The organism is Flavisolibacter ginsengiterrae DSM 18136 (assembly GCF_059568575.1).
In genome coordinates, this window is record NZ_JCANTR010000005.1 from 1 (window position 1) to 19138 (window position 19138).

Annotated in this window: 27 protein-coding genes; 13 read left to right on the plus strand and 14 right to left on the minus strand. The window is 41.3% G+C overall.

Translation table 11 applies throughout. The annotated features are described in order from the left end of the window. Positions 1-172: 172 nt before the first annotated feature. Positions 173-781, plus strand: coding sequence for an MFS transporter (locus tag BP74_RS06870; RefSeq protein ID WP_496372414.1), 609 nt, complete (start codon positions 173-175; stop codon positions 779-781). A gap of 177 nt (positions 782-958) precedes the next feature. Here the strand turns inward: BP74_RS06870 and BP74_RS06875 are convergent, their stop codons facing one another. The 7 genes from BP74_RS06875 to BP74_RS06905 form a co-directional block, all read right to left on the minus strand. After that, on the minus strand, positions 959-1687 hold the full coding sequence (locus BP74_RS06875) for a hypothetical protein (protein WP_496372416.1): 729 nt from the start codon (positions 1685-1687) through the stop codon (positions 959-961). 148 nt (positions 1688-1835) lie between these two features. Beyond that, the gene (locus BP74_RS06880; protein ID WP_496372418.1) at positions 1836-2351 is read right to left on the minus strand and encodes a hypothetical protein; all 516 of its coding nucleotides are present in this window, start codon (positions 2349-2351) and stop codon (positions 1836-1838) included. Between the two features lie 136 nt (positions 2352-2487). After that, positions 2488-3075, minus strand: a complete 588-nt coding sequence (locus BP74_RS06885; RefSeq protein ID WP_496372420.1) for a hypothetical protein — start codon at positions 3073-3075, stop codon at positions 2488-2490. Between the two features lie 180 nt (positions 3076-3255). Then, the gene (locus tag BP74_RS06890) at positions 3256-3723 is read right to left on the minus strand and encodes a hypothetical protein (protein WP_496372422.1); all 468 of its coding nucleotides are present in this window, start codon (positions 3721-3723) and stop codon (positions 3256-3258) included. Between the two features lie 161 nt (positions 3724-3884). Further along, positions 3885-4619 (minus strand): DUF4184 family protein, encoded by a 735-nt coding sequence (locus BP74_RS06895; protein WP_496372424.1) that lies wholly within the window; start codon positions 4617-4619, stop codon positions 3885-3887. Positions 4620-4876: 257 nt separating this feature from the next. Then, positions 4877-5557 (minus strand): hypothetical protein, encoded by a 681-nt coding sequence (locus BP74_RS06900; protein WP_496372426.1) that lies wholly within the window; start codon positions 5555-5557, stop codon positions 4877-4879. Positions 5558-6032: 475 nt separating this feature from the next. Continuing rightward, a complete protein-coding gene (locus BP74_RS06905; protein WP_496372428.1) occupies positions 6033-6965 on the minus strand; it encodes an adenylate/guanylate cyclase domain-containing protein in 933 nt (310 codons plus the stop codon). A gap of 341 nt (positions 6966-7306) precedes the next feature. Here BP74_RS06905 and BP74_RS06910 point away from each other — a divergent pair, with 341 nt between their 5' ends. The 5 genes from BP74_RS06910 (at position 7307) to BP74_RS06930 (ending at position 10171) form a co-directional block, all read left to right on the plus strand. Then, complete coding sequence (locus tag BP74_RS06910; RefSeq protein ID WP_496372430.1) at positions 7307-8329, plus strand: PhoH family protein; 1023 nt, start codon at positions 7307-7309, stop codon at positions 8327-8329. Between the two features lie 139 nt (positions 8330-8468). Then, the gene (locus tag BP74_RS06915; RefSeq protein WP_496372432.1) at positions 8469-8906 is read left to right on the plus strand and encodes a nuclear transport factor 2 family protein; all 438 of its coding nucleotides are present in this window, start codon (positions 8469-8471) and stop codon (positions 8904-8906) included. Beyond that, a complete protein-coding gene (gene crcB / locus BP74_RS06920) occupies positions 8896-9273 on the plus strand; it encodes a fluoride efflux transporter CrcB (protein WP_496372434.1) in 378 nt (125 codons plus the stop codon). The genes BP74_RS06915 and crcB overlap by 11 nt, the downstream gene beginning before the upstream one ends. A 1-nt stretch (position 9274) precedes the next feature. Continuing rightward, positions 9275-9622 (plus strand): DUF190 domain-containing protein, encoded by a 348-nt coding sequence (locus BP74_RS06925; RefSeq protein WP_496372436.1) that lies wholly within the window; start codon positions 9275-9277, stop codon positions 9620-9622. A gap of 3 nt (positions 9623-9625) precedes the next feature. Next, on the plus strand, positions 9626-10171 hold the full coding sequence (locus BP74_RS06930; protein WP_496372438.1) for an inorganic diphosphatase: 546 nt from the start codon (positions 9626-9628) through the stop codon (positions 10169-10171). Between the two features lie 75 nt (positions 10172-10246). Here the strand turns inward: BP74_RS06930 and BP74_RS06935 are convergent, their stop codons facing one another. Then, entirely contained in the window at positions 10247-11008 is a 762-nt protein-coding gene (locus BP74_RS06935) for a C40 family peptidase (RefSeq protein ID WP_496372440.1), read from the minus strand. Between the two features lie 166 nt (positions 11009-11174). Here BP74_RS06935 and BP74_RS06940 point away from each other — a divergent pair, with 166 nt between their 5' ends. Both BP74_RS06940 and BP74_RS06945 read left to right on the plus strand, forming a co-directional pair. Then, positions 11175-11756, plus strand: a complete 582-nt coding sequence (locus tag BP74_RS06940) for an RNA polymerase sigma factor (protein ID WP_496372442.1) — start codon at positions 11175-11177, stop codon at positions 11754-11756. Further along, a complete protein-coding gene (locus BP74_RS06945; RefSeq protein ID WP_496372444.1) occupies positions 11753-12115 on the plus strand; it encodes a hypothetical protein in 363 nt (120 codons plus the stop codon). Before BP74_RS06940 ends, BP74_RS06945 begins: the two co-directional genes overlap by 4 nt. Positions 12116-12192: 77 nt before the next feature. On the opposite strand, the gene BP74_RS06950 is transcribed toward BP74_RS06945, so the two are convergent. Continuing rightward, entirely contained in the window at positions 12193-13221 is a 1029-nt protein-coding gene (locus BP74_RS06950; RefSeq protein ID WP_496372446.1) for a hypothetical protein, read from the minus strand. A gap of 129 nt (positions 13222-13350) precedes the next feature. On the opposite strand from BP74_RS06950, the gene BP74_RS06955 reads away from it, so the two are divergent. After that, positions 13351-13587, plus strand: coding sequence for a hypothetical protein (locus tag BP74_RS06955; protein WP_496372447.1), 237 nt, complete (start codon positions 13351-13353; stop codon positions 13585-13587). A 137-nt stretch (positions 13588-13724) separates the two neighbouring features. Here BP74_RS06955 and BP74_RS06960 read toward each other — a convergent pair whose 3' ends face one another. Both BP74_RS06960 and BP74_RS06965 read right to left on the minus strand, forming a co-directional pair. Further along, positions 13725-14120, minus strand: a complete 396-nt coding sequence (locus BP74_RS06960; RefSeq protein ID WP_496372449.1) for a KGG domain-containing protein — start codon at positions 14118-14120, stop codon at positions 13725-13727. 191 nt (positions 14121-14311) lie between these two features. Continuing rightward, positions 14312-14584, minus strand: coding sequence for an acylphosphatase (locus BP74_RS06965; RefSeq protein ID WP_496372451.1), 273 nt, complete (start codon positions 14582-14584; stop codon positions 14312-14314). Between the two features lie 67 nt (positions 14585-14651). On the opposite strand from BP74_RS06965, the gene BP74_RS06970 reads away from it, so the two are divergent. Then, complete coding sequence (locus tag BP74_RS06970; protein ID WP_496372452.1) at positions 14652-14843, plus strand: hypothetical protein; 192 nt, start codon at positions 14652-14654, stop codon at positions 14841-14843. Between the two features lie 21 nt (positions 14844-14864). On the opposite strand, the gene BP74_RS06975 is transcribed toward BP74_RS06970, so the two are convergent. Continuing rightward, a complete protein-coding gene (locus BP74_RS06975) occupies positions 14865-15392 on the minus strand; it encodes a YdeI/OmpD-associated family protein (protein ID WP_496372453.1) in 528 nt (175 codons plus the stop codon). A gap of 106 nt (positions 15393-15498) precedes the next feature. On the opposite strand from BP74_RS06975, the gene BP74_RS06980 reads away from it, so the two are divergent. After that, positions 15499-15867 carry a response regulator gene (locus BP74_RS06980; RefSeq protein ID WP_496372454.1) on the plus strand — a complete coding sequence of 123 codons (369 nt, stop codon included), beginning with the start codon at positions 15499-15501 and terminating at the stop codon, positions 15865-15867. Positions 15868-15939: 72 nt separating this feature from the next. Beyond that, a complete protein-coding gene (locus tag BP74_RS06985; RefSeq protein WP_496372455.1) occupies positions 15940-17157 on the plus strand; it encodes a family 1 glycosylhydrolase in 1218 nt (405 codons plus the stop codon). Between the two features lie 10 nt (positions 17158-17167). Here BP74_RS06985 and BP74_RS06990 read toward each other — a convergent pair whose 3' ends face one another. Continuing rightward, entirely contained in the window at positions 17168-17827 is a 660-nt protein-coding gene (locus BP74_RS06990; RefSeq protein WP_496372457.1) for an NAD(P)H-binding protein, read from the minus strand. Positions 17828-17919: 92 nt separating this feature from the next. Here BP74_RS06990 and BP74_RS06995 point away from each other — a divergent pair, with 92 nt between their 5' ends. Beyond that, on the plus strand, positions 17920-18438 hold the full coding sequence (locus tag BP74_RS06995; protein ID WP_496372459.1) for an O-acetyl-ADP-ribose deacetylase: 519 nt from the start codon (positions 17920-17922) through the stop codon (positions 18436-18438). A gap of 13 nt (positions 18439-18451) precedes the next feature. On the opposite strand, the gene BP74_RS07000 is transcribed toward BP74_RS06995, so the two are convergent. Then, positions 18452-18901, minus strand: a complete 450-nt coding sequence (locus BP74_RS07000; RefSeq protein WP_496372461.1) for a hypothetical protein — start codon at positions 18899-18901, stop codon at positions 18452-18454. Positions 18902-19138: the final 237 nt, after the last annotated feature.

Here is a 19138-nt window from a genome sequence, read left to right on the forward strand (position 1 = left end):
GCAGCAACGAAAGCCAGCAACACCAGAATATTTGGAAAACCCTTGAAAGTCAACGTAACTTTATGAGAACAACCAGCTATCTCTTTACATAGGATACTTTTGTTAGCGGAAGTTTTTATTTATTTCTTTCTGCTGTAAAGTTTACAGGATAAAAGGTAACTACATTAGTATCATGATTCGCATAATAAAGTCTTTACTCCCTTTATTTGTAGTACAGTTCTTTACCTGGCTGGCTTTATTTTCTCTATGGATCTACTCGACTCCTGTAATTACTCGTTATATATTTCATAGCACAGACTCGGAAAGCCCTGCTTTTGAAAATGGGGTAACCTGGGTAGGAATATGTTTTGCTTTCTATGCAACGCTAGCGGCTTTATTAGCTTTTTTTATTCCAAAACTATTGAAGTACACTACTAAAGAACGATTGCATTCTATTGCTTTGCTGATTGGCAGTATTGGATTAGGTCTGGTTGGGTTTATCAAAAACCAATATCTTTTACTTATAGCTTTTGCTTTTATTGGAATTGCTTGGAGTAGTATCTCCAATGTACCATATAGTATAGTTGGCGATAAAGCTCCGGAAAGGGAAATGGCTACCTATTTTACCATATTCAATTTTTCTATAGTGATTCCACAAATAACAGCCGCATTTTTATTGGGATATATAAATAAACATTTTTTCGCAGGCGAGACAATAGATATTATTTTATTAGGTGCTTGCTCTATGTTCCTAGCTGGAGTAACAATGTTATTTACAAAATACGAGATTTCAAGTAAATGATCTTTGGTTTATTACCTAAATGCTAATTGCAAAATTTCCACTAACGTTAAAGTGTTTATGAAGTTGTAGTATTTGAAAAACGGCAGCTTCAATTAACCACATAAGCAAAATAATGATTTAAAGTAGAATGCTTAACCTCCAGTCACAATTTCATAAACATACTGTTACTGGCAGTTTTTATAGCGAGAACATTCTTTTTAGATCGTATTCTTCTTTAACCTCTCCATTAACCTCAAATAGCACTTTATCATCGTTTAATGAGTACCAAACGGAAAAATTTAAGTCTTTCATTTGAACACCAAATCTGTTATTATCGAGCCACTTATTTTGCTTTGCAACTTGATAGGCACTATCGTACCAAAACCAGTTCTGTTTTTCGAATAGCTTTCGCTTTATTGATTGGTGGTCTGTGTGAATGACAACCGACATTGTCGTTGTTCTTTCTGTCTTTTCAATTACCAGTTTGCCTTGTTTCTTTTTATCCTTTGCTGTCTTAGTAGAATAGTCAATGACGAAAGAAAAATCACAATCGATAATCTCGCTGTATGCCCTTTCAAAAACTTCTTTGTCCCATTTATATTCTTCACTTAACTGGAGCATACTACTGTGAACGATGTCAAGGATGTAATGATATTTTTTTCGCTTGTTCATTGCCTCATATTTCTCGCGTTCAAAAAGAGGCGCAATCGAAAAAAGAGAACCGTTTTTCCATGTTCTTTTCCAAACATTATAGAATGCTGGTTGTAATGTTACTCGTGTTGCTTGCGGAGGCTTATATCCATACATCTTTTGAACATAGAGGTCACAGACAAAATTAATGAGTGAAGTATCCTCCCAATATTCAGGACTGTCATTTTTATACGGTGTCGGAGCGTATAAGGTTATGTCATTGAATGTTGTCCCCATAAATTGCCACTAACGTTTCACGGCTTTGCGATGTGGTGGCATTCCGTGTTTCGTCAGTTTAAATTAATTACTAAAGTTCAATAGTAGTACAATCGCTCAGCACTTATTCATCAGCCACCATATTGAAAAGCCGATGTTATAGGCATACCTATTTACGGTTCATCTTTTTCTTTCCAAAATAGATGCTTTCTCTGCTATCAGGATCGCCAATAACAAACTCGATTCTATGATCTTTAAACCCTTTATCGATGTGCGCCATATAATATCCGCCACATTTAAAGGCAATCTCATTATAATCATTCGCATAGTCTACTTCGTATGTGCCGCTTTCACAAAGGTCTATATATGGAGTCTTTGTCAATTTAAACGTACTGTCACTGTTTAGTATCAGTTTATATTGGTCATATGAACTCTTGTCAATATTCAAATTACTCGCGTCAACGATCTCATATTCTCCGAAAAATTCTTCCGATGAAGGGTCATGCTTAAACAAATCACCCACATATCCAAAGACGGTAATTATGATCATTATAACAAATGGAAAACCGATAGTAAGCAGACCTATTCGTATCAGTCGTCTATTCTTCTTACTGAAAAGACCAACCAATGTCAATACTGCACCAAGAACTGCTGCGAAACAAATAAAAAAGAAAAAGAGAAACATTTATGAAGGTTGTTAAAGTTGCCTATAACGTTTTTGGGCTTTAAGAAGGACGGGCATTTGGAATACTGTTGTCTCACTTACTTCCTATAGTCCATTATAGTTTATTGTCGAAAGATAGATATTCAGCCCGACTTTTTTAAAACCCTGTTAGCGGTTCGGCTTTTTGTCTGCCAAGAGTTTTGTGCCGCCAGATGGCTATAACGTTTGTGTCAGCATGGTGCTCATCGGGGTTGTTCTCCAACAGTCGTCTTTGGACATCGTACGCCTTTTCAAAATCACTTATCAAGCCGAATTGGTTCAAGTCAGAAGGCAAGAACGTTTCGTCAAACCCGCCGCAGTTAGACAGAGCACTGTGGGTGTATTCCTGGTCTAAGAGGTCATATCCCAAAAACTCAAAATCATTAAGAGTAACGGATTTGCAGTCCTCTGATGGATTGATAGCAACTGCCAAAAGGTTGAATCGTTCTTTGGGATTCATTTTCCGCAAGACGTAATCCAAAGAACGATAGAAGCCTGTTTCATAATACCCGTCGTGAACAATATAATTCCAATCTTCCTCATTGTCTCTGTCTGGCTCAAATAGTTCTTCGTTGAGCGAGAGGTCAACTGAAACAAGTTCCGTTAAATGAAACAACTTACTCCATTCGGTGTAATCTTTCCAAGCCATGACATCAGAATCATAGCCTTTGCCGTATGGTTCACGTGCGGTGTAATAAATATTCATTGTCGCAGGAATGGTTGAGATCTAAGCTGACCGCTAACGGGGAAGATATTGCTGTCAGTAGGTGCATTTGAAATACCGCAGCTTCACTTTCATTCCGTTGCTCAATAAAGATAATGAGTTGAATACATATTCTTCAGCACCTATTGCAGCAAACCTTGTTAGGCGAAGTTTTGTGACATTTTACTTGGAAGTTGTCCAGATTATTTCACCTATGAAGGACTTATCGACTGTAAACATAGCTTCACCATTATACTCATGATTAGTACCATCCTCTTTTACAAATTCAATTTCGAAACTATTGTCATCCCACATTTCCAAGATAACACCTTGCATGCCTTTTGTTATTACAGGATTTAAATCCTTTGCAAGTAAAAAGACGTCATATTGTTTGATTGTCTGCTTTTTTGGGCTTAATTGAGCATGGCTCGTCGAAGTATTACTTTCTCTATTTTCTTTTCTACGATCTAATAAAAACCACTTTACGTTTAGATAGATAATTAGAAGAAGCACAAACCCAAACCAGATATAATTTGACCATCGTAAGTTTTTAAAGTTTGGCTTTTGGATTTTTTCTGAAATCCCTATTGTATAAGCTAACACTAACAGCGCTGTGAGCAAGATTAAAGGAAACTTCAAAAAGGATTTCATTGGAGTATAAAGTCTGTCTAAATTGAATTGCGCCTAACGAGTGCCGGCTTTGCGTTTGTGGCAGCAACAGCGTTACGTCAGCCGAATATAGAACAAAAGATAAATTGAAAAACGATTGTTCAGCATTTATTCGTCAAGCCGCCATAACGCAAAACCGAATGTTAGCTGTATTTATTCTCTCTTTTCAGAATTAAAGGTGTCAATATTAGTGCAGCAAGTCCGGCTGAAATTATTGTCACTATAAGATTTCCATATTGGTTTAATTGTAACCCGAAGAAAAGTCTAAGTAGCACAATAGCCAACATTATTAGAACAATGGAGAGCCAATATTTAGAAATGTTGTCACTTGTCATAGTTGTAGTCCTTTCAATTGTCAAAAAAGCGGTTACTGTGATAAGTCCACCAATTAAGCTGCTTAGATGTTGAATGACTTTATAAATTGGTACTGCCAAGCCATTCAAATGCACTGATTCTTTTAATAGAGAACTTCTTTCAACAAAATAGCCTGTTTCATGAGTAAAACTGTCCCAAAGCAAGTGAGAAAATGCTCCGATTATAACAGAAATACAGACGATAAACCAGTTTAATGAAAAATATTTTATCCAGTTAAATGACTTGAATTTGTCGAGCCGCTTTTGAATGAAAGCGGGAGCATTGTCAATAAAGCAGTTCCGAACAATACCGTGATAAATAAAACATAGAATAAGTCCTAATGGAAGGTCAAACCAAAAGACTCCGGCTAATGTGTGGCTGTAATCACTTTGAACTTTCATACGAATGAAATATTCGAAGTCAGGTGTCATGCTACCAACAATAAGTCCTGTCGCTGAAAGCCGAAGCCGTTTAGTTGTTGTCAACGGAAGTATTATGGCTGGATGAGAAAAGGTAAACGGCATAGATTATTGTGTCCAAATATAATTACAGCTAACAGTTAGTATTTGTGCTAATATACGCTGTTCTTTTAACCACGACAATATGAGATATCTCTTGTAAATGAAGCAGATAGAATAATAAACGCGGATTATCCTTTATAGCGCAAATACAACTTACAGTAGCTTTAGATCATCCAGACGACTGACAATTTTTAATATATTTTATTGCAGGTATGCAGATAGCGTAGGGTCGTTTTGATACTATTATGGCCCAATAAGCCTTATTCCATCCTCACCCATTCATCAATGATCTTTGGCTTTGGTTTGGTAAGCAGGGTTTGCAGACCTAGTTTCCTAACCTTATCTACCAGGTGGCCTGTAAAGCAGATTGGGATCTTGTAATCCTTTGCAAACTCTCCATGAAAAACTGCCTTCCAGTTATAATCATCCATATAATTCATGAAATGCTCTTCATCTTCCTCATTGGGCTTTGCTTCAATGACCACCAGGAAGTTTTCCTTCTCCGGCTTTGGCTTTTTTTCCTTTTTCTGTGCTTTACGCTTGTCTGCCTCCCTGATCATTAAAGGAAGGTATAGCTCCATGTCTTCTGCCTCCAGGGCTAAACAATGCAGGGAAGCCAATAGCTCATACAAGGCCCTTAACACCTGTTCATCTTCCATCCCCTGGTTCTTTAAGGCTATGGCCTTCCTTTTACATTGGTTATATAAGATATTACTCCTCCGGTGAGTATACACATGCCGGTACATCAGCGAGGCGAGTGTGCTTGACCTTCCAAAATGTGAGGAAGTCCGCCTGCTTCCTTCAAAGGCAGCATCCTTAAAAAAACGCTTAGTATCCACACCCGGTTTGGTGCGGACCCTGTACTCCCCTCCGGAGAGATAAAAATTGATATTGCCATCAATGGTGCCAATGCCCTTGATGTAGCCTACTTGTTTTGGCATAGGATATTGTTTTTAGGATTTGAGCACTCAAAATACTAAATTATTTAGTATTTCGGGTGCTTGTTTCCAGGAAATATTTATCCACAGGCATGCTTAAGCGCATTAACCCCCAAGCCTATCTTATGGCTGAAGTATAGCTGCGCCCTATCTACTCCCTGGCTGAAGTATAGATACCCCGGGCGAACACGGAGTATCCATACCGCAGCTATACCGTAGCTATACCCTAGATAGGGGGCTGGTAGGGAGAAGCCAGGAATGTCGAATATGGAACAGATGAACAAGTAACGATGAATGATGATAGGCAGAGTGGAATAGGAAGACATAGCCGTACCAATTATCACAGTTCATCTAAAAGGATTACAGGTTCAATGGAATGAGGAGGCCGGGGTGATTAGTTGCTTAGTTAACGAGGTAAGGGTAATTCGCTACATGCATGAAGGTTTTATTAGGATGCTGAAGAAGGTTTAGCAAATGATCACTGGAAGGGACGGCCTACCAGGTAAACAGGCAAATGATATTTTATACCCTTCAGGTCAAGGTTGATGGCATCTGAAGCGGGAGGGTTTTCCAGCAGGTCATACACATCTTTTGATACAACGAAGCTGTTGTTCAATTCCCTGGTAGCAGCCTGCAGCCTTGACGCCACGTTAACGGGTAGCCCCATGACCGTAAGGTTATTATTGACGCCTATGCCCACATTTCCTACAATGACATTGCCGGCATGAAGGCCAATGCCCACCTGGAAAAAATGATTGAAATACTTTTCCAGGTATTGCTCATTGAATTTATCCAGCTCCTCTAAAATAGAAAGGCCTGCTTTTGAAGCATTGTTAACCGAAGTGGTTATATCTTCCTTAAAACCAAAAACAGCATAGAGCCCATCGCCCGCGGTTTCAATGATCTGGCCAGCGTGCATCTCAATACATTTCCGGAACAATCCAAACAAACGGCGCATGACATGGATCACATCAAAAGCAAGGTAATTTTCTATGAAGGGCGTAAAATTCTTTATATCAAGGAACAGTAATGCCAGCTCTTTTTCTTCACCAATATTTTGAAGATCAGATTGTGTATCCCCATCTATGTATAAATGGATGTCGGTTTCATCGCGGATGATGCGGTGAACATGTATGGGAGAACCATTAACATAACTCTGGCAGGCCAACCGGACATTTGGAGGAAAGTAAAGGATCTTTTGAAGGGCCTTTTCGGCATCAGTCTGTGGGGTGATGTGGTCAATACCTTCTATTACCAATATGCGGCAGGTGGAGCATTTGGCATTGCCCCCACAGGCGTGGTAATGAGGAATGCCTGCTGCAAGAGAGGCTTCCAATATGGTCTGGCCTTCTTCTACTTTTACTGACCGGTCGCCGATAAATTCTACCCAGTAAGACCTGGAATCAATCATTGTAAAACAATTGTATTAAAATTAAACAGGAAAGGTGAACAATTGCAGCATGATCATTCTTGCTGGTTAGTAATCCATTTATTTAACCATCCTGCTGCAGTGTATTAACTACTGCTTAACCTCAGCATGAGCGGTTTTGATGTAAATTACTTCGTTGATTCAGGCACAGTTTTTAATACACATATGTGTATAAGTAAGCCGTAAAAATTACGGATTGTTTTAATTATCTTGTTTATGTAACAGCCATTTGTACCTGAAGTAAACACCGGCAAGGCCATGACACTGCAAATGATCACAAGGGCATGACCGGCAATTTTGAATAACGAAAACCTGAAACGAATTTGAGAGACACAATTATCAACCTGGAGACCGTTAACCCTATTGAATTTTTTGGAGTGAACAACGGCAAGCTGGATATTTTGAAGAAGAAATTCCCCCTGCTTAAGATACTTTCCCGCGGAACACAATTGAAGCTGAGCGGAGCACCTGAACAGGTGGAAGGCGCCAGGGAAAAGATCGATCTCATTGTGCAATACCTTGAAAGAAACGGCCATATGAGCGAAAACTATTTTGAACAGATCCTTGGAGGCGATGATGCCGAAACCGTGGACCATTTTGTGGAGAGAAACCCCAATGATGTTTTGGTGTTTGGACCCAATGGAAAAACAGTCAGGGCACGTACAGCCAACCAAAAGAGACTGGTAACTTCCTCTGAAAAGAATGATGTTGTTTTCGCCATCGGCCCCGCCGGTACCGGTAAGACCTATACCGCGGTAGCCATGGCTGTAAGAGCTTTAAAAAATAAAGCAGTGAAAAAGATCATCCTGACAAGACCGGCGGTGGAAGCAGGTGAAAGCCTGGGTTTTTTACCGGGCGACCTGAAGGAAAAGATCGATCCGTATTTGCGTCCTTTGTATGATGCCCTGGATGATATGATACCTGCTGATAAGCTGGGCTATTATATGAGCACACGCACCATAGAGATCGCACCTCTTGCCTATATGCGTGGACGTACGCTGGATAATTGCTTCATTATCCTTGATGAAGCGCAGAATGCCACGGACCTGCAGATAAAAATGTTCCTGACACGTATTGGTGGTAATGCGAAGGCGATCATCACTGGTGACCTTACCCAGGTGGATCTGCCGCGTAACCAGCGTAGCGGGTTGGCAAAGGCCAGCAGGATACTGCGCAACATAGATGGCATAGGTTATATAGAACTGGATGAAGAAGACGTGGTAAGGCATAAACTGGTGAAAGCCATATTAAAAGCCTACGATAAGGAAGGACAGCGGGAAGCGGAAATAGAAGAAACAGAAAAGAAGGAAAGAAAAGAAAGGCGATGGGACAGGAATGATGCCTGAACCTTTCAATAAAAGAATAAAAAGACTGCCCCTTTTCCAGGGTCAGTCTTTTTATTACAGGTAATTCCAGGTTCCAAAGTGAGCCTCAAGTGTATTTCCCAATAGCTGCGATTGCAAAGGGTTACCTTATTTTTGCTTCATGAGAGGATTTACATGGATCTGCCTGGCTTTATTTCTTACTGTTGCCGGTTGTACCAATGACAAGGAAGAGAAAAAGGAAGTGACCTCGGAAAATGATGTGGACGCAGCCAGGAATTTTATTCGATCAGCGCTTGACGGTAACTGGAGAGAAGCACGGCGGTTCATGCTGCAGGATAGCACCAATACCCAGCTGCTTGATGCATATGAGAATAATTACCAGACCCATATGAACAAGGAAGATAAAAGAGGTTACAGGGAAGCTTCCATAACACTTTATGATACGCGTGAAGTAAATGACAGTGTGGCGATCATCAATTATTCCAACTCTTTTAAAAAACAAAAGGATTCACTACGTGTAGTACGCATGGATGGTTCCTGGCTGGTGGACCTGAAATATTCATTTCCTCAAACCGATACATCTGCACATGCTCATTAATATCTTATTGGTGGGATTAGGGGGCGCTTCAGGAAGCATTGGAAGATACCTTTGCCAAAAATGGGTGAATGAATCTTACGATCATAGTTTCCCGCTGGCTACTTTCCTGATCAATATAACAGGTTGCCTGCTGATAGGCGTTCTTTATGCACTGGGTGAAAAAGGAAACATCCTATCGCAACAAACAAGGCTGTTGCTGATCACAGGATTTTGCGGTGGCTTTACTACGTTCTCAACCTTCGCCTTTGAAAATGTCAGCCTATTAAGGACAGGTGACCAGTTTTACTTTTTCCTGTATAGCATTGGCAGTGTGATAGTGGGCATTATTGCCGTGTATTTGGGTAGCCTGTTGATCAAACTGATGTAATATGAACCTGCAGGGACAATCAAAATTGCTACGCATATTTGCCGGTGAATCTGACAAGATCGGTCACGACCTGCTGTACGAGCTCATATTACTTAAAGCCAGGGAAAAAGGCCTGGCAGGCGGCACCGTCATCAAAGGCATCATGTCCTACGGAGCCAGCAGCCATTTGCACAGGGCCAGGTTGATAGAATTATCAGAGGACCTGCCTGTAGTTATTGAGATCATTGACCACGCTGATAAAATAGAAGCTTTTCTTCCCATTGTTAACGAGCTGTTTGAACAATGTGGAAGAGGAGGATTGATCACCCTTGAAAATGTTGATGTTATTTATTACCAATCCAAGAAATGAATTATGGAAAGAACAGTTTTACACCCATGGCACGGAGCACATTTCGGAGAAAATCCTCCAGAAAAAGTAAATGCATTGATAGAGATACCGCAAGGTTCCCGGACAAAGTACGAGATAGATAAAGAAACAGGGTTACTGAGGCTTGACAGGGTTATTTATTCCTCCTTTCATTACCCTGTCAATTATGGTTTTATTCCTCAAACACTGGGACATGACGGCGACCCGCTTGATATCCTGGTATTGTGTTCACAATCCATCCAGTCGCTTTGCCTGGTGGAAGCTACGGTCATTGGCAATATGCAAATGATCGATTCGGGAGAGAAGGATGATAAGATCATTGCCGTGGCTACCAATGATCCATCGGTCAACCATATATCCACCATTGATGATATGCCACCGCATTTCATTAATGAGTTGAGAAATTATTTCGAACAGTATAAGGTACTGGAGAATAAACAGGTGTATATAGAGGAATTCCAAACCAAGGATATTGCCTACCAGATCATTGAAGAAGCCATCGAATTCTATAAAAAGAAATTCAACAAATAAAAATACAGGCTAACTGAAAATAGGGTTGCTTTTACCGGCAACCCTTTTATGTTTTCGTAGACTCTTGAGCATTCATTAAAAAAAGCGCCTGAGTGAATGTAACTGGTGCGTTCTTTTGCCAGTGGTGCTACTAATAATGCCTTCCTTATTTAAGGTATCGATCCTGACCCTTCCTGAAGCATGAATGACCTGGTGTTTATTCCAAACCAGTCCAACATGCGTAACGCGCCCGGCTTCATTGTGAAAGAAAGCAAGATCTCCCAATTGTATTTCTTGCAGCGTAACCGGTTGCCCTTGCTCCGCCTGCTGGTAGGCATCCCTGCAAAGCTTTATGCCCAACAATTTGAAAAGGGTTTGAACAAATCCACTACAATCAACACCCATCAGTGTTTTACCACCCCACAAATAAGGTGCGTTCAACCAGGAGTGAGCAGAGCGAATCAACAGGTCCTGGTTAAATGGTTGCCGGATATCTCTGAAAGTACCATGGTATTTATAATCTTCATTCCATAACAAACGGGTTTCTGCATCATAGCCAACCAATGCCGATCCCATGGGAACATTGAGTAATGAATCCGGCAGTGTGATGGGATTTATCAATCCAGATGCATAATAATATATTTCTTGCTTTGCCAAAGGTCCAGGCACCTCATTGACCAAATGCCAGGTCAGCCAGCCTTCGTAATCATCATAAGTACTCTTTACTTTCAGCCACTCCCCTTTTTCTTCCAGCACTTCCATGGTATCACCAAACAGCAATTGGTTACTCATTTCAGACCGGTGTGCAGGTTCAGTTCTTACAGGGGCAGCAGGTACCGTGCAAATGGCGAATTGCATAAAAGAATGAATATTTAATTATGCAAATTTGCAGGGTTTGCATCTTATTACAGAGTCCTTTTCGTTAATAACATGCGAAGGCTTTGTAAGAAACATTTAAACCTATGGTCAGGCATTAAGTGTTAAGTTTGGAATGACCCTAATATGGAATACTATATAAATTGATGTGAAAGCCGGGCGCAGCGACCATATGACAGATTCGGAATTGCTGGAGCTTTATTATATCGATAAAGATCCGGAATGGGTGGGCCGTTTACTGGAACGCTATACCCTTTTACTATTGGGTGTATGCATGAAGTATGTGAAAGATGAAAATGAAGCAAAGGATTGCGTGCAACAGATATTTCTGAAAGTATTGACAGAAGTATCTAAATACCGCATTGATTATTTTAAATCATGGCTGTACATGGTAGCAAAGAACCATTGCCTGATGCGATTAAGGAATAATGGTATAAAAGGTCCGAAAGAACTGAAAGAGGAAATGTTGGTGCATACGGAGCCGGAAAAGGAAGAATTGATCAAAAATGAGCAGACCTACGATCTTTTGGAAGATGCCATAGCGGAATTAAGTGAAGAGCAGAGACAATGTGTAATTTTGTTTTACCTGAAGAAGAACAGTTACCAGCAGGTAACGGAAAAAACAGGGTTTAATTTGCTACAGGTTAAGAGCTATATACAAAACGGCAAGCGCAACCTGAAGATCATCCTCGAAAGAAATCTCGGGGAAAAGAAAGCGCATCAAAAATGAGCGAAAGCCTAAAAGACATATTATCCAATTTAAACCCAGGCATAGACCAGGAAACGCTGTTGTTGTACCTGCAGGGCAAGCTATCTGCGGAGCAACAACACGAGGTAGAAAAACAATTGCTGGATGATGATTTTGAATCTGACGCCATGGAAGGGCTGGAAGGCTTCAGCGACAAGAAAAAGCTCAAGGGTCTTTTAGAACAACTGAATTATGACCTGAAGCAAAAGACAATCAAAAAGAAAAAGCGCCGTAGTAAACTGGAATTATCGGTTGATCCCTGGATACTGGTGACTGTGCTGGTGGTATTGATTCTGGTGATCATTAGCTTTTTCATTATCCACCGGTATTTACAGCAATAAGGATAATAACATTCCCGCATAAAAAAAGCCCCTGTTCTTTACAGAAAAGGGGCTTTTTCAATCTATTGGTACCAGGGTTATTGGTACTGTATGTAAATAGGCTTTGGTCGCAGGTTCAAAACTTCCTGCTGGGACATCATTTCCTTTTGACCTGACTTCTCAGTATCATTCACGTAGAAAAGCTTAAATCCTGTGAATTGCACCGGCTGTGGAGCGATCCAGCTATAATAGGTGCTTTTTTTCTTTTCAGGATAGCCCCATCCATCCATGTCCATAACGATCTGCAATTCGGGCCTTGTTTTGATCTTGTTGGCGTTGGTAACCATTCCCTGTGTAAAACGGTGCACCATGAATATCTTGGGAGGAAGATTGTTTTTCTTAACCAAACCGGCTAGGTAATCACCAACGAAATTGATATCGGCTGCATCCAGGCTTCCGATAACACTTCCGGGCTTTTTGTTGCCTTTTGCCTTCATAGCGAATTCGGGGTCAATCCCAAGGTGCACATTGGGCAGGGAAAGGTATTTTTCAAACACAGGCACTTCTGTTTGAACATCGCTCAAACCAACCTGGATATCTATGAATACGATAGCATTGATCTCTTTAGCCCAGTTCAACAAGGTATCGATCTGGTGAAGCGGCATGCGATAGCGCCATTTGCCATCTTTACCGGGAGCACCTTGTGCCGTTACAGCAATGTAGTGCAGGGCCGGTATTGATTTGATCACTGTATCGGCCTGGTTCCATTTCTTAACCTCAGCCATCAATTTAGGGATCATTTCATTTTTTGGCCATTTGCCCAGGGCACCCATCCTGTTGGAGTAAAGGTTGCCATAATAGGCCACTACGCGGTTGAAAGGTAAAATAGCCCCTGGAAGAGGGTATTCGTGCTTTACCGGCCATCTTCCTGTGGTATCGCCATTGGCCAGGTATTTCTGCAGGTAATTGTACCGTGCGGTATCCAGGGCAGGATATCCATTAGAACCGGTATTGACTTTAGTTTCAGTAGCAGTAGAATCGGTTTGCTTAGCTTTTACTTCAGGTGCTGCCGAACTACCGCAACCCAATGAAAACAATGCTATAGCAGGAACCAGGAAGTTTTTCATACCCATGATATTGAACAATTAATTCGTTTTGTCAAAGAAAATGAAAAATATCATTGCTCCGTAAGAGTTTCGTCGATTTTGCAAAACTTTCTATGGCATATGTTTTTAAACTGATAGAAAAACGCGCATATGGAAGACAAGGAAAAAGTTGAACGCAACCGGCCTTCAGAAGAAGGCAGGAAAAATGACCCTGATCTGAGGGATGAATCAGCAGCTGAACCCGGGGCCAGTACCATTAGCAGCAGCAGTACTGATGAAGCCAACCAGCACCTGACCCAAACGGCAGGTGATAGTTTCAGAGATACAATGCCTGATAAAAAGGCTGATAAAAAGTTTGATGATAATGAAGAAAGCCGGGATGATTAAGCTTTCGAGATAAAATCACAAGTTAGGGATCATATTTGATCTGTAAATAAGTGGCTGTATAAAACGGCTATAACTTCAATAGAAACGCCTGGATCAATGACCCAGGCGTTCTTGTAAGATTACCTTAGTAGCACGATTTATTCGGCACTACCTTCATTCTTTTGTCCGCGCCTGTTGCCGGAACTTTGACCACCTCTCCTTCCGATCTCACTCATGTGCTCGCGATTACGGCTAACGATCTGTCCGCCCTTACGGCCGGCTTCTCTTGCTTCATCGCTACTCCACTCATGTGCCACACCCTGGCGGTGGGCAGCCCTTCCACCCTCACTGGCAATCTCTTTTTGCTTTTCCGGGTCCATAGCTGCAAATCCCCGGTTGGAATTTCTTCTTCCCCGTTCGCCCTCAGCATCACTTCTTCCATTTCCGGATGATTCTCCATTCAGTCTTGAAATTTCCTGCTGTTGCTGATCGTTCATACTTCCAAATCCGCGATCCATCTGCTCTTCCCTACCCTGGTTTTCTGTTTCTGCCATAACACATTATTTTTTAAAAGGTTAACAATGGTGTTGGATTTGAACTATGACAACAAAATAATGCCGAACCAAACTAAAGCGGGACAATGACCGCTTTGGGTAATTTTTGCTATACTCTTCAACATATTGAGCAATAGAGTGGGTAAGCGAAGTGAGCAGCCATTTTCAACGCTTTACAGATGTAAAAAGTATTAATAACGGAGTACCTGGAAGGAATCAAAGGAGTAATCACTTGTTTCAGTCACCTGAACCTTTGTGACGATTGCCCGGGGCGGACCTTTTTTGCACCAATCAATAAATGCCTGCACTTTTTCCTCATCGCCAGATGCTATTAGCTCCACCTCGCCTGCAGGTGTGTTTTTCACCCAACCCTTCAAATGAAGTGATTCAGCGACGTCCCTGGCTGTTGCGCGGAAAAATACACCCTGCACCTTGCCTTGCACCAACAGGTGAACAGATCTCATATGGTTGATTTAAAAAGCAAATTTCGTTGATGGCATAACATTTTACCCCTTTACACAAAACAATTTTATGCAACCTGGCGATCAAAAACAGGATAACCCTGTTCAAAAACCCCAACAGCCCCCCGAAGAAAAAGTAGCACAAAATCCAAACCCCAGGGCTAATGAAAATATTCGTGAGCGAACTGAGATCCCCGGAACTGAAAGTGCAGATATGGAAGATGAAGTGGGCACCGAGATAACAGATGGTGAAGATGGCTAAAGTTTGCCCCCTGTGTAATGCTTACCAGTTAACAGGTCCCTGTTCTTTTTCTTTTTTTAAGGTACGGAGCATTTCCGAAAATGTATTACCCGCAGCCAGGAATCGGATGGTATAGACTATCCGTTTAGCCTTTGTTTCATTTGTTTTTGCAGATTCGATCCACTTACTGAAATAATTCTGGTGACCCTTTGTAAGCCCATTGAATTTTTTCAAAGCTTCAGGTTCATCTGCAAGTACCTGCAGAAGGTCAGAGGATGGTTTTAATTCTTCAGTATCTAATTCCAGTTTAACAAGCAGTTTATCCCCCTTCTGTTTTTTGATTCCCTTTCTCATTTCCGCATTCAGGGCCATGATGAACGACCCATCTCCCATTGGCAATAAAGCCACTGCTTTTATAGGATATTTATCCAGTTTCCCTTTTACCCTAAAAGATCTTTTCACACCTGGATTTAATTGCTCAGACAATTCACCGGAAATCTCTATATAGGTCCAGCCGGTTTTCTCTCCCTGCCGGCCAAATTTTTGTATGGTTGTTGTAAAAGAAATCATGTATTTGTGCCCTGGTTAACTAACAATCCCATCTGTTCACCCTTGTAAATGATGGTCTAATTTAGCAATACTCCTCCACCTGGGTTTACCCTTTAAAAAATTAATTATGGATAACAGAAGAACAATCCTTATCTGCGATAATGATTATGGATTTTTAAATGAGATGGAGAAAGGGCTTTCACTGGAAGGCTTTGATGTAGATACCATTGATAATGCATCCGATCTTATTCCCAGCGCTATCCGCCTGCAGCCCCATGTCATATTGGTTAACCCCGACATGAAAGGATTTAATGAATATGATGTTTGTAAAAACATCATCCAGGAACAGCGGGCACAGGTGATATTGCTGGTAGATCCACATTCTACTTCCCGTGCAATGGTGGGAGAATGCATGATAGAAGATGTACTGACCAAACCAGTGAAGCTTGCCGACCTTGTATTCCTGGTGGTTAAGCATTTGTCAGTGGATCAATAGACATATGGGTTTTTAACTTGCCGGAAACATTCATGGCATCACTTTGGAGGAAAGGTGGTAAAAGGTATAGTGATGAACAAGATGAACCTTGGAAGTAAATTCATGTTTGCAACCGGAATTGAGAACAGCTATCCCACGATACTTTTACCTGATGGCAGCATCAAAAGAGTGGATGAAATGGAGAAGTGCTGCCACTACAAAAACTGGGAAAAAGATTTTGAATTAACCAAAGAGCAGGGAATAGAATTTCTACGCTATGGCCCGCCTTATTATAAAACGCATACAGGCCCGGGAACCTATGATTGGGACTTCACTGATACAACATTTAATCGCTTAAAGGAACTGGATATTACACCAATAGTCGATCTTTTACATTTTGGTGTGCCGGACTGGATGAGTAACTTTCAAAATCCGGAGTTCCCGGAACTATTTGCAGAATATGCAGGCGCTTTTGCGGAACGATTTCCAGACCTGCAATTATATACGCCTATCAACGAAATATTTATTACCGCTTTGTTCTCTGCGCAATATGGATGGTGGAACGAGCGGCTTAATTCTGACAGGGCCTTTGTTACCGCTTTAAAGCATTTGTGCAAGGCCAATGTAATGGCCATGCATGCCATCCTGAAAGTAAGGCCAGATGCCATCTTCATTCAAAGCGAATCATCTGAGTATTTTCATCCAATGAGGCCCGAAGTGCAGAAACAAGCCAATTTCCTGAACCGCAAACGATTCCTGGCCCTGGATCTTACATACGGGTATCCCATTTCCGTACAGATGTATGAATACCTGCTGCAAAATGGAATGACCTCTGGTGAGTATTACTGGTTTGAACAAAACCAGGTAAAAGCCAGGTGTATCATGGGAAACGATTACTATGCTACGAATGAGCACCTGGTATTGCCAAATGGTACTACACAGGCTTCAGGTGAGGTGTTTGGCTATTATGTGATCACCCATCAATATTACAACCGCTACCGACTGCCTATTATGCATACTGAGACCAATATGAAAATGCCGGATTCAGTAAATTGGCTATACCGTCAATGGGCCAACCTTCACAGGTTAAAGCAGGATGGTGTGCCCATAGTAGGATTTACCTGGTATAGTCTCACCCACCAGGTAGATTGGGATACTGCCCTACGGGAAGACAATGGCCGCATTCACGAAGTGGGGTTGTATGACCTGGAAAGAAACATTACTCCTGCAGGTAAAGCCTTTAAAAGATTAATAGAACAATGGAAGGAAGTGCTGGCTGCTGAAACATTTGGCATGGTATACACGCATTAAAAATACAGGCTCATAGTTCCGCGGCTTTGAACACTTCTGTAAGCGCATAAACATTCACTTTATTACCTGTATGAAAAGACACGTTGATCATTGCCTGCGCCACAACCCTTGCAGGCACAGGTTTTTGTTGTAAAGCTATTCCCAGCTTATTGACGAACTTCAAAACAAACAGTCCTATTACTTCTCCTGGTCGTTTTTCCTTCCGGTCACCCTCCAGCATACCGGGTTGCAGAATATGGATAGCTTGAAATGGCAACCTTTTGATATCTCTTTCCAGTTCCCCTTTCATCCTGGTGTAAAATATTCTTGATCTTTCAGAGGCCATAGCAGATGATACCAATACGTACACCGGAACATTGTTTTCCGCAGCTGCCCGTGCAAATTCATATTGATAGTTATGATCGATTTTATATTGCGCTTCTTTACTTCCGGCCTTCTTTATGGTAGTACCCAGAGCGGAAAATAATACATCTCCCTTCACCAGGTGCTTCCATTCCCCGGGATGGTCAAAATGTACCAGGTGCTCTTTTAATTTCGAGTGCTGAATACCTGTGGACCTGCGCACAAAAACCAGTACGGTTCCAAACCTGTTATCTGCCAAAAGTTGGTGCACCAGTTCATTGCCCACCAATCCGGTAGCGCCAATGACCAGGGCTGTTATATCTTTCATTCCTTAAAGTTATTTAACAATGAGTGCAACCTGCATGTAATTAATTTTTACGGTTGTCATTCACTGAGATAATAGAATATGTAACTTGGGATATGGCACTGATTGAAGTTATTCAAGGGGATATTACAAAGATTACAGTGGATGCGATAGTGAATGCTGCCAATAGCTCTCTTATGGGTGGCGGTGGAGTGGATGGGGCCATTCATCGCGCCTCTGGCCCGGTGTTACTAGAGGAGTGCAGGCAAATAGTAGCGAGGCAAGGTGGATGTAAAACAGGTGAGGCTGTAATAACCTCCGGTGGTAATCTGAAATGCCGTTATGTTATTCACACGGTTGGCCCGGTATGGAGGGGTGGGAATAATGAAGAAAAAGAGAAACTGGCTTCTTGCTATAAAAACTCACTTAGACTGGCAGTTGAACACGACATACGATCCATAGCTTTTCCTAACATCAGTACCGGGGTATATGGCTTTCCAAAAGAACAGGCAGCCCAGATAGCTATTGAAACAGTAAAGGCTTATTTGGCTAAACAGTCAACGATAGAGAAGCTGGTCTTTGTTTGCTTCGATACCGAAAATTTAAACCTATACACTTCAATATTAAAAAACTGAAAAGGCTTTTTTCTCAGGATAGCTTTTTCCTGAGCCCTGGATTTAATGAAGGGAATAAAAAGGAAGCCCATTTCATCAGTGTAGATGGCTGGTCCTTTACCTGCTGACCAACGGGTTTATAATAAGCCAGGTCGCCTTTTAAAGCTGCATGAATGGCAGATTCAAAATCATGCAAAGCAAATCCCATATCAGGATCTTCGTAAAATGCATGACCATTTGTATGAGAAGCATGGAGACTGATCCTTGTATACTGGTCGTTTAAAGGAAGTACCCTTACATCAATTATGTATTGCAGCTTCTTATCAGCCTTTTCATATGAAAACCTGTATGATTCAATGATTGGGTTTTCTGAAACCAGGACTATGTGGGAAACATAAGCTGGTATGGAAGAGATGGTTTCCCTTGTTTGTTTTTCAGTAGCATCTACAAAAGATTCCCTGGAAAGAAAAGTTTGTCGTGGCATGGGTTTTCATTTTTAGGATACGGCGTTACGCCTGCAAATTAGGCAATGCCCAAGGCATTGTCAATGGGTAAATACCTTTACTTATAACAAGTAATTTCCCTATATACGTAAACGTAAGCAAGGGTATTTATCCATACCCGCGCCTGTATATTTTAATTTCCAACTGCCCCATTGAAGATATAATCCTGTTTAACTGGCAGATTTATAACTATTTGTAACAAAAGGCAAGATGGCACG